The 15422-nt window shown below is 55.8% G+C and carries 15 protein-coding genes and 1 riboswitch; of the genes, 1 reads left to right on the forward strand and 14 read right to left on the reverse strand.

The features are described from left to right. Nucleotides 1-56: 56 nt before the first annotated feature. Nucleotides 57-153: riboswitch (cyclic di-GMP riboswitch) on the reverse strand. Nucleotides 154-373: 220 nt separating this feature from the next. Further along, nucleotides 374-535 carry a hypothetical protein gene (locus PM3016_RS39055; protein WP_187297991.1) on the reverse strand — a complete coding sequence of 54 codons (162 nt, stop codon included), beginning with the start codon at nucleotides 533-535 and terminating at the stop codon, nucleotides 374-376. Between the two features lie 460 nt (nucleotides 536-995). Here PM3016_RS39055 and PM3016_RS36025 point away from each other — a divergent pair, with 460 nt between their 5' ends. Then, entirely contained in the window at nucleotides 996-1253 is a 258-nt protein-coding gene (locus tag PM3016_RS36025; RefSeq protein ID WP_013921466.1) for a GlsB/YeaQ/YmgE family stress response membrane protein, read from the forward strand. A 286-nt stretch (nucleotides 1254-1539) separates the two neighbouring features. Here the strand turns inward: PM3016_RS36025 and PM3016_RS36030 are convergent, their stop codons facing one another. The 13 genes from PM3016_RS36030 to PM3016_RS36090 form a co-directional block, all read right to left on the reverse strand. Continuing rightward, a complete protein-coding gene (locus PM3016_RS36030; protein ID WP_013921467.1) occupies nucleotides 1540-1764 on the reverse strand; it encodes a cold-shock protein in 225 nt (74 codons plus the stop codon). 146 nt (nucleotides 1765-1910) lie between these two features. Then, nucleotides 1911-2111, reverse strand: a complete 201-nt coding sequence (locus PM3016_RS36035; RefSeq protein ID WP_014372710.1) for a cold-shock protein — start codon at nucleotides 2109-2111, stop codon at nucleotides 1911-1913. A gap of 262 nt (nucleotides 2112-2373) precedes the next feature. Beyond that, a complete protein-coding gene (locus tag PM3016_RS36040; RefSeq protein WP_014372711.1) occupies nucleotides 2374-4086 on the reverse strand; it encodes a methyl-accepting chemotaxis protein in 1713 nt (570 codons plus the stop codon). A 131-nt stretch (nucleotides 4087-4217) separates the two neighbouring features. After that, nucleotides 4218-5906, reverse strand: coding sequence for a glycerol-3-phosphate dehydrogenase/oxidase (locus PM3016_RS36045; RefSeq protein WP_014372712.1), 1689 nt, complete (start codon nucleotides 5904-5906; stop codon nucleotides 4218-4220). 159 nt (nucleotides 5907-6065) lie between these two features. Next, nucleotides 6066-7556, reverse strand: coding sequence for a glycerol kinase GlpK (gene glpK, locus PM3016_RS36050; RefSeq protein ID WP_014372713.1), 1491 nt, complete (start codon nucleotides 7554-7556; stop codon nucleotides 6066-6068). A 63-nt stretch (nucleotides 7557-7619) separates the two neighbouring features. Further along, nucleotides 7620-8441 carry an MIP/aquaporin family protein gene (locus PM3016_RS36055; protein WP_013921472.1) on the reverse strand — a complete coding sequence of 274 codons (822 nt, stop codon included), beginning with the start codon at nucleotides 8439-8441 and terminating at the stop codon, nucleotides 7620-7622. A 211-nt stretch (nucleotides 8442-8652) separates the two neighbouring features. Beyond that, entirely contained in the window at nucleotides 8653-9219 is a 567-nt protein-coding gene (locus tag PM3016_RS36060; protein ID WP_014372714.1) for a glycerol-3-phosphate responsive antiterminator, read from the reverse strand. A 279-nt stretch (nucleotides 9220-9498) separates the two neighbouring features. Then, a complete protein-coding gene (locus PM3016_RS36065; protein ID WP_014372715.1) occupies nucleotides 9499-10464 on the reverse strand; it encodes a siderophore ABC transporter substrate-binding protein in 966 nt (321 codons plus the stop codon). 78 nt (nucleotides 10465-10542) lie between these two features. Next, complete coding sequence (locus PM3016_RS36070) at nucleotides 10543-11301, reverse strand: iron ABC transporter ATP-binding protein (RefSeq protein ID WP_014372716.1); 759 nt, start codon at nucleotides 11299-11301, stop codon at nucleotides 10543-10545. Next, entirely contained in the window at nucleotides 11295-12245 is a 951-nt protein-coding gene (locus tag PM3016_RS36075) for an iron chelate uptake ABC transporter family permease subunit (protein ID WP_013921476.1), read from the reverse strand. Before PM3016_RS36075 ends, PM3016_RS36070 begins: the two co-directional genes overlap by 7 nt. Then, nucleotides 12238-13188: an ABC transporter permease gene (locus PM3016_RS36080; protein ID WP_014372717.1), complete on the reverse strand. Its 951-nt coding sequence runs from the start codon at nucleotides 13186-13188 to the stop codon at nucleotides 12238-12240. The genes PM3016_RS36075 and PM3016_RS36080 overlap by 8 nt, the downstream gene beginning before the upstream one ends. 256 nt (nucleotides 13189-13444) lie before the next feature. Continuing rightward, the gene (locus PM3016_RS36085; protein ID WP_013921478.1) at nucleotides 13445-14623 is read right to left on the reverse strand and encodes an NAD(P)/FAD-dependent oxidoreductase; all 1179 of its coding nucleotides are present in this window, start codon (nucleotides 14621-14623) and stop codon (nucleotides 13445-13447) included. A gap of 31 nt (nucleotides 14624-14654) precedes the next feature. After that, complete coding sequence (locus tag PM3016_RS36090) at nucleotides 14655-15101, reverse strand: DUF1641 domain-containing protein (protein WP_013921479.1); 447 nt, start codon at nucleotides 15099-15101, stop codon at nucleotides 14655-14657. Nucleotides 15102-15422 lie beyond the last annotated feature (321 nt).

Raw genomic sequence — 15422 nt, forward strand, 5'->3', positions numbered from 1 at the left:
GGTCCAATAAAAAAAGAACCCCGGACAAGGTTCATAGGCATTGAGCTATGATTCCTTGTGGCAACCGGCTGCCTTCCATCAAGAGAATCCCTTGAGGGTTCAGGCCCTGTGGCTTTGCGTCACGCAGTTTCCTGCGTTTTGCCCTTTTCACTAGAATATGATTTGTACATCTCTATCATATTCGATTTAGGGCGAACTGTCTATAGAAAAGCACTAGGTTTCTAGGTACAAATACCTTAAATCATAAGTTTTTGTCGAAAAATATCGAATTACGCGCAAGGATCTCCTTAACTTGGAAAACCCTTTCCCCCGGCTGTTCACTTCACTTGCCGGTACCTGATAACTTACAGCTTTATTCCCCTTTATTACTCTGCTAGAAGAACCGATCTCTCCCCGAAAGGCCCGGCTCCACGCGGCCGATGAGCCGGCGGCCTGCGTGCCGCTCTTGGAAGCAGCCTATCTGCACGGTGTCGATGTGCACATCCAATACGTCGGCGGCACGGTGTCCGCTGCCGTCCTGTCTCTGCTGAATCACGGAGCCCGCATTCCCTATACAGCCAGACTCCCGGTATAAACCGGAGCCGCCCGCCTCGGTCTACGGATGCAAACGGCGCCCCGGGTCAACAGCGCCCTCAAGAAGGGGTTCCAACCAGCGATGACACCCCGCTTCGCCGAAGGATTCAGCACTTGCCGGCCGTCGGGAAGGAGATCTGAAGTACGCCGGGCACCTCATTGAAAGCTTTAAAGGCTTCGATAAGATGCAGGCCGCCTCGCCCTGTTCTCCGCCGGCAATCTGAGCAAGCAGTTCGTGATAGTGTCCGATTGATGGGTAACGTTTGAAGCCTCCTTCCCGAATTCTCTTGTCGCCGGTCTTTGCGGCTGCCCCTGTTCTTGTACGGGGACTGCTTCTTTTATCGGCGTGATTCTACCGCGATTTGATAGGTTAATAGTAAGCATCCAACGCTTCATACACAAATAAAAAGGAGGTAGTTCAAATGGGTTTCTTGTGGTCCTTGATTATTGGCGGTATCATCGGTTGGCTGGCTGGCATGATTATGGGGAAAGATCTCCCCGGCGGCATTATCGGTAACATCATCGCAGGTTTTGTAGGCGCATGGCTCGGTGGTCTTCTCCTGGGTGACTGGGGTCCGGAAGTCGGCGGCTTCTATATCGTCCCTGCGTTGATCGGATCGATCGCGCTGGTCTTTATCGTAAGCCTGATCCTGCGCTCCATTGGACGCAACAGGGTCTAACGAAGCGATACGGACAGCACTGCCGCCGCTATAGTGGAAGCCTTCGCTTTCACTATCACTTTCGACAAGATAAGCAAAGAGCGCCGAAGCTGGATACTTCGGCGCTCTTTGCTGTGCAGGAATAGAACCAGTAAAGACGGGGATCAAGCCGTGGGCTTTATGCCGCAGCAAGCTGCGTCGGTCCCATCCCAAGCCTTAGGACATGCAAAAAACGGTACGGCCCACTCCCAACCGGAGAGAGGCCGTACCGCTGTATAGGGTCATACTTCAGGAGCAGACAGGAACGTCAGGACATCGTAGCGCTTTTCTTCTTCGTTTCACGCTGGGGGACGACAAGCTGCGGGACCATCTTCATGCTTCGAACCATGGGGACATTGCACAGCGGGCAAGCCGGCACATGCTCCATCGCATAGTGATCCCGCATCCAGCTGCGGCAGCCTTCCTGCTCGCAGGACCATACCGCCGTGTTCTCGAGCGGCGCCGCGGGAGCAGGTTTTCTTCGAAAATACATGATTCTCCTCCTTATGATTTTCCCTCAGGAAAGGGGCGCTTCCACCCTGTTCTTCAGCCGAAAAACAGGAAGCCCCCCTTCCATTTGACCATAAAAAACTGCCCCTAACACCGGTTAAGGGCAGTTTTTCTTTTGCATTGTGGGTATTACAGCTTTACAACGTTCTCAGCTTGTGGACCACGGTTGCCTTGAACTACGTTGAACTCTACGCGCTGACCTTCGTCGAGGGTTTTGAAGCCGTCGCCTTGGATTGCGGAGAAGTGTACGAATACGTCGCTGCCGCCTTCAACTTCGATGAAGCCGAAACCTTTTTCTGCGTTGAACCATTTCACTGTACCTGTTTGCATGTGAGAAAACCTCCAAAGTTTGATTTGTAACATGTTCTTTTATCTTCATTTGAAATAAAAAATTCACACATTACAAAAGGTTCCATCTTACAAATGATAACCCTTTACAATATGTGAATTCAGGTTACAAATATATGATATGCTTACATCTTACCACAGCGCGAAAGGGATTGCAAGGCGTGTGCCCAGAAAAAAGAAAAAAAGTTATTCCATAGAGAAGAGGCTGCCGGCTCCCCGGCAGTCTCCCTGTCTCCTGGCTGCATTATACTTTGAAACGGCTGACCAGCGACTGCAGCTCCGCGGCCATATGCGCCAAGTGCTGTGAAGAGGCGGACATCTCCTCCATAGTCGCCAGCTGCTCCTCGGTAGCCGCCGAAACATGCTGCGTCCCCGCTGAAGCCTCTTCGGCGATCCGCAGAATCTCCCGGATGGTCTCCGTCATCTGCTGCGTGCCGGCGGCCATCCCGCGTACTCCTGCCGAGACTCCCGCCATGCGTTCGGCCAAGTCGGCCACAGAGCGCTCGATCTGCCGAAACGACCGCCCCGCTTCCTCTGTGCTGCCGATACCTTCCTGCACCTGAGAGGTGGTCTCACGGGTGGATTGTACCGCCTCCCGGGTCTGTTCCTGAATCCCCGTAACCAGCACATCCACCTCCTGCGCGGCCCGGATCGACTGATCGGCAAGCTTGCGCACCTCACTGGCCACCACGGCGAAGCCCTTCCCATGCTCACCGGCACGGGCGGCTTCTATGGATGCATTGAGCGCAAGCAGGTTCGTCTGCCCGGCAATGTCAGTCATCAGACCGACAATGCCGCTGATCCGCTCGGACTGACCGTCAAGCTTCTGCATGACCTCCGCCAGCCCATCCACCGTCCGGTGGATCTCTTCCATCCGGGCCGCAGCCTCCTGCACGCTGCGGCTGCCTTCCCGCGCCGCACCGGCCGTCTCGGTTGCGGTCTTCGCCGCGTTGTCGGCATCCCCAGCCACCTTCATCGAGTCCTCCGACATGTCACGCGCGATTCTCAGCCCCTCCGCCACCTGGCGCGTCTGGTGAACGGCCCCTTCCGCAACTTCATGGGAAGCGGCCGTGATCGTCTCGCTTGCTCTGCCGGTCTGCTCGCTGCTTGCGGTCAGCTGCTGCGAAGAAGCGGCTACCTGCTCGGAGGTCAGGTGCACCTGGCGGATGACCTGCCTCGTATCTTCCAGCATGGCATTGAAAGAGGCTGCAAGCTGTCCTAGCTCGTCCTTCGACCGGTAGCTGGAGCGCACGAGCAGGTCCCCGGCCGCTGCCTGGGCCGTCAGGCGCTGAAGATCCCGGGCCGGACGCACGACGGAACGGGTGATATAGAGACCCATCCCGACCGAAAGGATGATGGCACAGAGAATAATGCCCATATTGATAAGAACCGCCCGGGTAAACTCGGTCTCCTGCCGCAGCAGCAGCTGGTCCGCCTGCCCGGAATTGTACTCCGCCAGATCCACCAGGATCGTGTTCAGCTCATCCAATGCCTTACCGGCTTTACCCTGAAACTGGGCGAACGCGGTTTGGCCCTGCCCCCGAAGCGTCATTTCGATCGTCAGCGCACGCTCCGACCGGTATGCGGCGGAAATTTCATTCAGCTTGGTTACCCGCTCTTGTTGATACACATCCATGGGCATCGAAGTATAGTTCGTGATCATCTGATCATACTCGGTTACGCGCAGGGCAATTTCATTGACCAATGACTGCTGCTTGGTTTTATCTTCCGTCTGGAACAGCTCATAGGTATTGGCTTCAATCGCCCGGGAATGCGCACGGGCCGCGTTAATCCACTTAACGGTCAGCAGTCTTTCGTAATACATGTCCTTGGATGCCTGGTTCATGGTTTTCATGAACTGGTATCCGCTGAGCCCGACACCGATCAGGAAGACGGTGGTAACGGTGATCAGCAGAAGCAGCTTCTGCTGCACTTTCATGTCGTGAAACCATTTCATACGCCCTGCTCCTTGTTCCTGGAATAACGTCCCCCAATGAGCTAGTCGTGGCTTGTAAGATGGAGACTACTTCCTTATATCGGACAGAAGCCGGGCAAATTGTAGTAAATTTTGGTTAATTGGCGGTACGATCAGATCGCGAACCGGCGCTGCTGCTCCTCATCCGACGGAACCACCGCATCGTGAAGGTGCTTCTCGAGCTCGGCGGCGTACCGCTCCTTCTGCTCGGACGTCCAGCCCAGCCGGCGGGCCATCACTTCCACGGCCGGCGCCTTCCACTTCCTCACCCAGGCGATATCGAAGAACAGGGCACCGGTACGGCGGATGAAGAAGTCCACCGGCCGGGCGGCCATCTCCTCTTCGATCGCATAGAGCAGAGGTACGAATACTTCCAGCGGCAGGCCGCTTACCTCCGCCTCCGCGCGGCAGGTCTGCGCCATCCCGAAGAGACGGTCGACATTGGAGCCGTACATGCGCGCCCAGGAGGCCGCCGTCTCCCGGGGCAGGCCGAGCTGTTCGCCTTCCGCCGTCTTCGACTGAATGAACTGCGGGAATCCCGCGGAGCCGCCGACGGAGCCGCCGGAGATCGGCATATGCTTGGTAATACTGGCTCCATACGCACCCGATCCTTCCGCGGACAGCAGCTGGGCCACCAGATCGACGACGAGCTCCGCCATCTTGCGGTAGCCTGTCAGCTTGCCGCCCGCAATCGTAATGAGGCCGGATTCGGACTGCCAGATCTCGTCCTTGCGCGAGATCTCGGACGGATCCTTGCCTTCCTCATGAATCAGCGGACGAACCCCCGCCCAGCTCGATTCCACGTCACGAACCGTAAGGCCCACGTCAGGGAACATGTAATTGACCGCATCGATCACGTATTTGCGGTCCGCCGTGGTCATCCGCGGATGGGCGATTTCTTCCTTATACACCGTATCGGTTGTACCCACATAGGTCTTCCCGTCCCGCGGGATGGCGAACACCATCCGGCCGTCCGGCGTATCGAAGTAGACCGCCTGCCGGAGCGGGAACCGCTTCTGGTCAATGACCAGGTGGACTCCCTTGGTCAGCTGCAGGGTTTTGCCCTTCCTCGAGCCGTCCATCTCCCGCAGCGTATCCACCCAGGGGCCTGCGGCGTTAACGACTTTTTTGGCGTACACATCATAGCCCGTTCCGGTTTCCCCATCGACTACATGCGCCCCGACGACCCGGCCGTTATCGTACAGCAGACGCTCGACCTTGGCATAGTTCACCGCATGGGCTCCGCGGCTGACCGCTTCCTTCAGCACCTCAATCGTCAGCCGGGCGTCATCCGTACGGTATTCCACGTAATAGCCGCCACCCTTCAGCCCCGCGCTCTTCAGCAGCGGCTCCCGGCGCAGGGTCTCAAGCGCCGTAAGCATTTTCCTTCTTTCGCTGCGCTTTACCCCTGCCAGGTAGTCGTACATGCGGAGCGCGATAGACGTCGTGAATTTGCCGAAGGTGCCTCCCTTATGCATCGGCAGCAGCATCCACTCCGGTGTCGTCACGTGCGGTCCGTTCTCGTACACGATCGCCCGTTCCTTGCCGACCTCGGCAACCATTTTCACCTCAAGCTGCTTGAGATACCGGAGTCCCCCGTGCACCAGCTTCGTCGACCGTGACGATGTGCCGGCCGCAAAGTCCTGCATCTCCACCAGTCCCGTTCTCAATCCGCGGGACACGGCATCCAGTGCAATGCCCGACCCGGTAATGCCCCCTCCGATGACAAGAATATCAAGCGGTTCCCGGCTGATCTCCTGTAATTGGCCTACTCTGCTTCTGCTAGAAAAGATATGTTCCACGTGAAAACCTCCCAGGTCTTGTTCCGGAGAAAAGAGTATAAAAAAAAGAGACTACGAAACATGCACGGGGGCCGAAATTGATTCAGCCGTGCTGTAACGTAGTCTCTCCGTTTCTCCTGACAGAGTATTAACTTGCCTTTATCTTATCACACTTCCCGGTTATTTGAAAGCCATTGCTGCAGAAACGGCTTTTTTCCATCCGCCGTACAGCTTCTCCCTGCGTTCCTCCTCCATGGAAGGCTCGAACCGTCGGTCCACCTGCCACTTCTCGCAGATCTCATCCTGGCTGCTCCAGTAGCCCACGGCAAGACCCGCCAGGTAGGCGGCACCGAGCGCCGTCGTCTCATTGATCACCGGCCGCTCCACTTCAATGCCGACAATATCGCTCTGGAACTGCATCAGGAAGTTGTTCGCGACCGCTCCGCCGTCCACGCGGAGCGTCTGCAGCACAATGCCGGAATCCTCCTCCATCGCCGTCAGGACATCCCGCGTCTGGTAAGCAAGCGACTCCAGCGTCGCCCGGATGAAGTGTTCTTTGGAAGAACCGCGGGTGAGGCCGAATACCGCACCGCGCACATCGCTGTCCCAATACGGGCTGCCGAGACCGACGAAGGCCGGAACGACATAGACGCCCTCGGTGCTCTCCACCTTCGACGCATAGCTCTCGCTGTCCTTGGCACTGCGGAACATCCGCAGCCCGTCACGCAGCCACTGGATGGCCGACCCCGCCACGAAGATGCTGCCCTCGAGGGCATATTCCACCTTGCCGTTCAATCCCCAGGCAATCGTCGTCAGCAGGCCGTGCGAGGAGTTCACAAGCTTTTCGCCGGTGTTCATGAGCATGAAGCATCCGGTGCCGTACGTGTTCTTCACCATGCCTTGAGTGTAGCAGGCCTGGCCGAACAAGGCGGCCTGCTGGTCCCCGGCCGCTCCGGCAATCGGCACCTCGCAGCCGAAGAAGTGGTAATCGATCGTGGTGCCGTACACCTCCGAGGATGGCCGCACCTCCGGAAGCATCGACTTCGGCACCGTCAGAATCTCGAGCAGCTCGTCATCCCACTTCAGCTCGTGAATATTATACATCAGCGTACGCGACGCGTTCGAATAGTCGGTTACATGCACGCGGCCTCCCGTAAGCTTCCAGATCAGCCAGGTATCGATCGTTCCGAACAGCAGCTCGCCGCGTTCCGCCTTCTCTCTCGCCCCCTCGACATGATCGAGAATCCACTTCACCTTCGTGCCGGAGAAGTAGGCGTCGATAAGCAGCCCCGTTTTGTCATGGAACAGATCATTCAGCCCCTTGGCCTTGAGCTCCTCGCAGATGCCCGCCGTCTGGCGGGACTGCCATACGATGGCGTTATAGACCGGTCTGCTCGTCTCGCGCTCCCAGACGACGGCCGTCTCCCGCTGGTTCGTGATCCCGATGCCCGCGATCTGCTGCGGCTTCACCCCCGACTCGGACAGGCAGGAAGCGATGACCGCCAGGATCGAGCTCCAGATCTCCTGCGGATTATGCTCGACCCAGCCCGGCTGCGGGAAGTACTGGGTGAATTCATGCTGGGCCGTATGCACAATCTCCCCGTTCTTGTTGAACAGAATCGCCCGCGAGCTTGTGGTGCCCTGGTCTAAGGAAAGAATATATTGCTCCATGAGTGCATCCTCCTATGGGTTCATTCTAAAGTATGATATGAAATAGAGCGGAAACTACGCAGGTCAGGCAGCTGCCTTATTAGGCATCCGGCTCATACGCCGAAGTCCCATACGGTATGTAAACAGCAGTGCAAGCAGGCAGGCGCCAAGGATATACCAGAGCAGCGGCGGCATGGCCCCCTCGAAGAAGGCTTGGTAGAATACGCTGCCAAGCATCCCGCCGAGCAGCGGACCGGCTACCGGAATCCATGCGTACCGCCAGTTCGACGGTCCTTTGCCGGCGATCGGAAGCAGGTAGTGCGCCAGGCGCGGGCCGAAGTCACGGGCCGGATTGATCGCATACCCCGTCGTACCGCCAAGCGATAAGCCAATGCTGACGACGAGGAAGCCGACAAGCAGGGGGTTCAGCCCTTCGGTGAAGGTATTGGCCCCGAGGGCGAGCAGTGCCACGATGAAGATGAACGTCCCCATCATCTCACTGAGCAGATTCGAGAACGGATGGTCTACCGCGGGCCCTGTTGCGAATACCCCCAGCTTCGTACCGGCGTCCTCTGTCTCTTTCCAGTGCGGCAGATACTGCAGATAGACGATCGCCGACCCGAGCATCGCGCCGGCGAGCTGGGCAATCACGTACACCGGCACGAGAGCCCAGTCAAAATCCCCCTTCACGGCCAAAGCCAGGGTGACTGCAGGATTAAGGTGGGCCCCGCTGACTTTGCCTACCGCATACACGGCGAAAGCCACGGCCATCCCCCACCCCATGGTGATGACGATCCAGCCGCCATTATTTGCATACGACTTCTTGAGCGACACTCCCGCACATACGCCTGCACCCAGTGTGATCAGAATCATCGTGCCAATCAGCTCTCCAAGCCATGGTACCATGAACCCATCCTCCTTTAATAGAACAGTCACATTCCGCGGCCAAAGAAAAAGAGAGCCACAACAAGCGATCCTCCCTGCAGGCAGGGGGATCATTGCTGTGGCTCTCCAAGTCTCCGTCACGACTATTAACTTAATGCCATTCTAATACAATAATGTAAGCGATGTCAATGTGAAGTTTTCATGAAGTGTGACTTATCTCCTTGCTTGCGCTTCACTGCACGCTCCTGTCGTAATGCTTGAACAAGCTTTCATTGGACGTCGTCACCGCCGTGGCTCCCGCTTCCAAGGCCCGCTCCACATCCTCCACCGTGCGGATCAATCCCCCGGCAAAAATCGGAATGCCGCTGCGCTGGTGCACCTCAGCAATAATGGAAGGCATGCCGCCCGGCAGCACCTCGATGAAGTCCGGCTTCGTTTTCTCCAGCAGCGTGTAGCTCTTCTCCAGTGCAATCGTATCGAGCAGGAAGATCCGCTGAATCGCTTGAATGCCCTTCTGCTTGGCCTTCAGGATCACGCTTGTCTTCGTCGAGATGAGCCCATAGGGCTTGATATCCTGGCACAGGTACTCGGCCGCATACTCGTCGCTCTTCAGCCCCTGGATCAGGTCCGCATGAAGGAACATCTTCTTGCCCCGGCTGCGGGCCATCGTATAGATGCTCTTCAGCTGGCCGATATGGGTATCGAGGAACACTCCGTACTCGTAGGAGCTCTCCAGAATCTTCTCAAACTGCTTCATCGTCTTGGCTGCAGGCAAAATCTTCTGTCCGTGAAAAGTCACCGCCGTTCCTCCTTCGCTCACTCCAGGGTATTACCTACCATACCCAAAGAAAAGCAATCTGGCAATGGTCATCCCCCAGCGGGGGTATATTCCGATATAACAAACTCCCGCTGCCTGTTCAACAAACGGGATTTCCATAAGAGATGGATACCATTTCGGAAAACGGCACACAGCCCCTCCCAGGCGGCAGCACACTGCAGGGAATAGAAAACCAAAAATACCTGCCCGGTTTCCCGGAACAGGTATTCTTCTTTCGCTTCTTCCTATGAAGCTTCCCGCTTATTTCAGGGATGCTTCAACTTCCTTCACCATGCCCTCTACCGAGATCAGGCCGCCTCCGGAGAGGTACCAGAAGTTCGGATCGAGGTACACGATATGGCCATCCTTGAAGGCTTTCGTGTTCTTCACGAGGTCGTTCTCAATCGTCTGCTTCGCATTGGATTGTCCGCCCACTACCGCATCACGGTCTACCACGAACAGGTAGTCCGGATTCTTCTCTGCAATATATTCGAAGGAAATGCTCTGGCCGTGTGTCGTGACTTCAATGCTCTTGTCTACTGGAGTGAACCCAAGGACGTCATGAATAAGACCGAAGCGCGAGCCTGCGCCATATGCGCTCACTTTGCCGCCGTTGCTCAGAATGATAAGAGCTTGTTTGCCGCTGGCGGACGCCTTTTCCTTAACAGCCTTCACCGTTGCATTCACTTTCGCCAGCTCCTGCTCGGCAGCCGCTTCCTTACCGAAGATCTTCGCGAGCGTCTTCGTATTGTTCTCGAACGAAGTCATGTAGTTTTTTGTATCCAGTGCAACATACAGCGTAGGAGCGATCTTGCTCAGCTCTTCGTAGGCTTTGGACTGTCTGCCGGAGATGATGATCAAATCGGGGCTCATCGCGCTGATTTTCTCAAAATCCGGCTCCGTCAGGGACCCTGCATTCTTGTACTTCGCATCCTTGTACTTCGAGAGGTAAGACGGGATGTTCGCCTGCGGAACGCCGAGCACTTCCACTCCAAGCCGGTCGAGGGTATCGAGGGCACCGAAGTCAAATACAACAACCTTGGACGGAACGCCTTTGATCTTGGTTTCGCCGAGCTCATGCTTGAAGGACTGCTCTACAGGTGCCTTGGCTGCTTCGGGAGCAGGGGACCCGCTGCCGGCAGCATTGTTCTCAGGTGCAGCTGCACCGCAGGCGGATGCGATCACGGCAATGATCAGGGTCAGAAGCAAAACGGATAATTTTCTCATGGTTGATCACCTCTATGTTTAGTGGGACTGGCATACGAAATGGATGATGCAGGATCATATATAGGGTTGTGTCATGACTCACTTGTAGTAAATGCAAATCCGGTTCCCGTCAATCTCCTGGATTCGGATATCCATGTCGTACACTTCTTGAAGCAGCTCGGAGGTAATGATCTCCTCCGTCACCCCATCGCCTACGACACGGCCGTCCTTCAGCGCGACAATATAGTCGGAATAGCAGGAAGCGAAGTTGATGTCATGGATGACGATGACAACCGTCTTGCCGAGCTCGTCGGCCAGCCTCCGCAGTACCTTCATGATCTGCACGCTGTGCTTCATGTCCAGGTTATTCAGCGGTTCGTCGAGCAGGATATATTCCGTATCCTGGGCCAGCACCATCGCCAGATACGCCCGCTGGCGCTGCCCACCGCTGAGCTGGTCAATGTACTTGTCCTGCATGGGACCGAGCTCCATGTAATCGATCGCTTCGGTAATGTACCGCTGATCCTCCGGCGTCAGGCGCCCCTGGGAGTAGGGGAAGCGGCCGAAGGCGACGAGCTCGCGGATCGTGAGGCGGATGTTGATATGGTTGGTCTGCTTGAGAATCGAAATCTTTTTGGCGAGATCGTTGCTCTTCCAATGCCCGATCTCCCGTCCTTCGATGAACACCTCACCGCTGTCCTTCGACAGCAGCCTGCACATCATGGAGAGCAGAGTGCTCTTGCCCGCCCCGTTCGGACCGATGAAAGAGGTGATCTTCCCGGGTGTAATGTTGACGGATACGTTCTCAACGACATTCTTGTTCCCGTATTTCTTGGATACGCTCCGAACTTCTACCACGACCGATTCTCCTTCAACAGCAGATAGATAAAGTAAATACCGCCGACCAGATTGACGATAACGCTCACGGTCGTCGAGAAGGTGAACACCCGCTCCACGACGAACTGGCCGCCGACCAGGGCGATGATGCTGATAAGCATCGCGCCGGGAATCAGCACGCTGTGCTTGTAGGTGCGCAGGAACTGGCAGGTCACGTTGGCTACCAGAAGACCGAGGAAGGTGATCGGCCCCACCAGAGCCGTCGAGATCGAGATGAGCACGGCCACGATGATCAGCAGTCTCTTCACGACATGATCGTACGGGATGCCGAGCCCTACCGCATGCTCCCGGCCCAGCGACAGCACATCCAGAAACTTGGCGAACCGGAGGTAATACAGACCGGTCAGGGCCATGCCGATGCTGCCGAGCACCAGCAGATCCGTATTGATATTATTAAAGCTGGCGAACATCCGGTCCTGCAGGATCAGGAATTCATTAGGGTCGATGAGCACCTGCATGAAGGAGGCGAAGCTCTGAAACAAGGTTCCGAAGATCAATCCCACGAGAAGCAGGTAATAAATATTCCGGCCTTCCCCCCGGAACAGGAGCTTGAACAGTATGCCGGCAAAGACCACCATGAGCGATACCGAAAGCACGAAGTGCACGTTCTTGCTCATCAATGTCAAGGTCGTTGACCCGAACGCATACACGATGAACGTCTGAAGCAGCATGTACAGCGAATCGAGACCGATAATGCTCGGCGTCAAAATCCGGTTGTTCGTAATCGTCTGGAAGATCATGGTCGAGAAAGCGATGGCCCCTCCCGTCAGGGCAATGGCCAGAATCTTCTTGGCCCTTCGCGGCATCACGTATCCCCAGTTGCTTCCGATGTCAAAGAGCAGGAACAGGCCGATAACCCCCAAGGCCAGCAGGGCAAGCACAGTGAGCTTGGCGGTGTTATTCATATGCCTTTCTCCTCATTAGCAGGTACAGGAAGATCGCGCTGCCGATGACCCCGACTGTCAGACCGATCGAGATCTCATACGGATAAATGATGACGCGTCCGAGCACATCGCAGAACAGAACGAACACGGCGCCGAGCATGGCCGTATCGGGCAGGCTCTTCCTCAGATGGTCGCCCCGCAGGATCGTCACGATGTTCGGTACGATGAGCCCGAGGAACGGTATCATGCCGACTGTCAGGATCACGACCGCCGATACCAGAGAGACCAGCACCAGGCCGAGATTGACGACCTGCTTGTAATTCAGCCCGAGATTCATGGCGAAGTCCTCGCCCATTCCCGCAACCGTGAACTTATCGGCGAACACGTAAGCCGCAATCACGAGCGGAATGCTGATATACAGCATCTCGTACCGCCCTTTGACGATCATCGAGAAGTCCCCCATCAGCCAGGCGGACATGCTCTGGACGAGATCGTACTTATAGGCGAAGAAGGTCGTGATGGAAGAGACGATATTGCCGAACATCAGCCCCACCAGAGGAATGAAGATCGAATCCTTGTACTTCACCTTGTCGAGAATTCGCATGAAGATGAACGTCCCGGCGAGGGCAAAGACGAAGGCTACCAGCATCTTCTCAAGCGGAGAAGCGGAGGCGAACAGGAGCATCGCCACCATGATGCCGAACCGCGCCGAATCCTCCGTCCCCGAGGTGGTCGGGGACACGAACTTGTTGCGGCTGAGCTGCTGCATGATCAGTCCGATGATGCTCATGCTCACACCGGCCATCAGAATGCTCAGCAGCCGGGGCAGTCTGCTTACCAGCAGAATCTGAAGCTGATCTTCCCTTAAGGTAAAGATATCCAGAGGTGAAATATCTTTCACTCCGATGAAGACGGAGCAGAATGACAGAAAAATCAATGCAATCACTAGATATCTTCTTTTCATGCGGCTCTACCTTTACCTTTTCTTCCCTGATCGTCAGACTGTAAGCTGTCACGCGGATTGATATGTATTATCATTACGTCAATAATGATATTCATTATCATTTACGGATATGATTGTATCCCGATCGCTTTAAACTTGTCAATCCCATTACAATCTATGACATTTGTGTTACAAAACCATGATCATTCCATGAAAAAAAGGGCGCCCAAAGGGCACCCTGTAAGACTGAAAGGAATGATTGCTGAAGGTATTTCTATTAGTAAGCCAGCGTGAACAGCCCGTTGATGTGCGACAGGTAGCGCATATTGCTCGCTTCCTTCATCAGCGTAGCCGGAAGTCCCTTCAGACGCGTCTGGTTGGCACCGATCGTACCGATGCCGTCCTTGCGGCCGAGGCTCGCCAGGGTACCGGAGAATACCGGCGTGAACGGATCCATCGGAGCGCCGTTCAGGTAAGCGAAGATGTTGTAGCCGATCGTCTCGCCCATCTGCCATGCCAGCTGTGCCGTCGGAGGATAAGGACGTCCCTCTGGGCCGAAGACCACAGCGGAGTCGCCGGCCAGGAATACATCCGGGTGGGATGTGGACTGGAGACCTTCCGTAACCGTCGCACGGCCGCGGTTGACTTCGATGCCGCAGTTCGCGACAACGGAGTTGCCCTGCACGCCGCCGGTCCATACGAGCGTATTCGTGTCGATGGTGCTGCCGTCCTTCAGGTGTACCGTCGTAGCCGTCATCTCGGTGATTGCCACACCGGTCAGGAACTGTACGCCGCGTTTTGCCAGGGAAGTCTGCGCACGCTCCACGAGTTCAGGAGCAAATCCGGCCAGGATGGACGGACCCGCCTCAACACAGTAGATGGAGATATCGTTGAAGTCCACGCCCTTCTTGCGGCACAGGCCAGGAAGCATGTCGGCGAATTCTCCCACAAGCTCGATGCCTGTCAGACCGCCGCCGCCGACAACGAATGTGGCGTCCGCTTTGTCCTTGGACTGGACATAAGCGTCGATGCGGGCTTCCACATGGGCACGCACACGGTTGGCATCCTGTACGGACTTCAGCGTGAAGCTGTGCTCCTGGAGTCCAGGAATGCCGAAGTAGGCTGTCTCGCTGCCGAGAGCAATGACCAGAATATCGTAAGAAAGCGTCTTGCCGCTTCCGAGAAGCACCTGCTTCTGGTCCAGTTCAATCTTCTCCACCGCATCGATCCGAAGATCGACATCCTGGCCGCGCAGCAGCTTCTCGAGCGGCAGAGCCACGTTCTTCTCCACGAGATTGCCTGCTGCAAGACGGTGCAGTTCCGTGATGATTTGGTGTGATGGTGTCTTGTTGACCACCGTGATGGATGCTTCTTCCGCCGACATATACTTACGCAGCGTGGTAGCGCTGAGCAGACCGCCATAACCGCCGCCCAGGATCAAAATTTGCTTTGACATACGTATCCTCCCGTCTCGTTTCAACGATAACTTAGCGCTGCTGATTCTTCTCGCCGACAACTTCCAAGAACGCCTGTGCGAAGCGCAGGGTCTTCTGTACCTGAGGATCCTTCAGCATCTTCAGGATGCCGAACAGGCCCACCGTGGAAGCTTCAACCTGGGTACGGTCGTTCGCTTCAATCGCTGCAGCCGCCAGACCCTTCGCCTTCTCACCGATCGGCTTCACGAATTCTTCGACGCCGCCCTTGATATCTTCGATGAGTACTTTATCCGTTACCACATTTTGAACAATGTCGTACGTCTTGGTGAGCAGGGTCACCATTTCCGCCAGCTTCGGCAGGTTCTCGACCAGTACGGTCAAGGATTCCTGAACCTCAGGCTTCATCAGTTGATCAAGCACGTCGAGCTGTTCGCGTACAACCGGCTGAACTTCGGCACCTCGGTTATCTAGCACCGCTTGTTTGGATGTCTCTGACATAGTAACGTCCTCCTATGCATGAAAATAGTAGCCCCCGGTATCGCGTTACCTGATTTCTCCCTACTACCCATTAGAATTGTTACATTTTTCACAAAGATAAACATACGAACCCAACATTATCTTGTTGGTCAATTCATGTCTATTCAAGGGATACCCTTGCAACCCATAGGGATGCCAAGGGGGAGCAGGCCGGAACCGAACCCTATGTACCTCCTATTATACTCCCGTAATGTTTAGGAGAGAAACACCACTTATCTACATTTGTGAACATTGCATGAATAAATTGTGTCGAAAATCCAGTCTTTTTCCAGGTTTGAGAGG

The sequence above is a fragment of the Paenibacillus mucilaginosus 3016 genome (assembly GCF_000250655.1).
GTDB classification, from domain to species: Bacteria; Bacillota; Bacilli; order Paenibacillales; family NBRC-103111; genus Paenibacillus_G; species Paenibacillus_G mucilaginosus.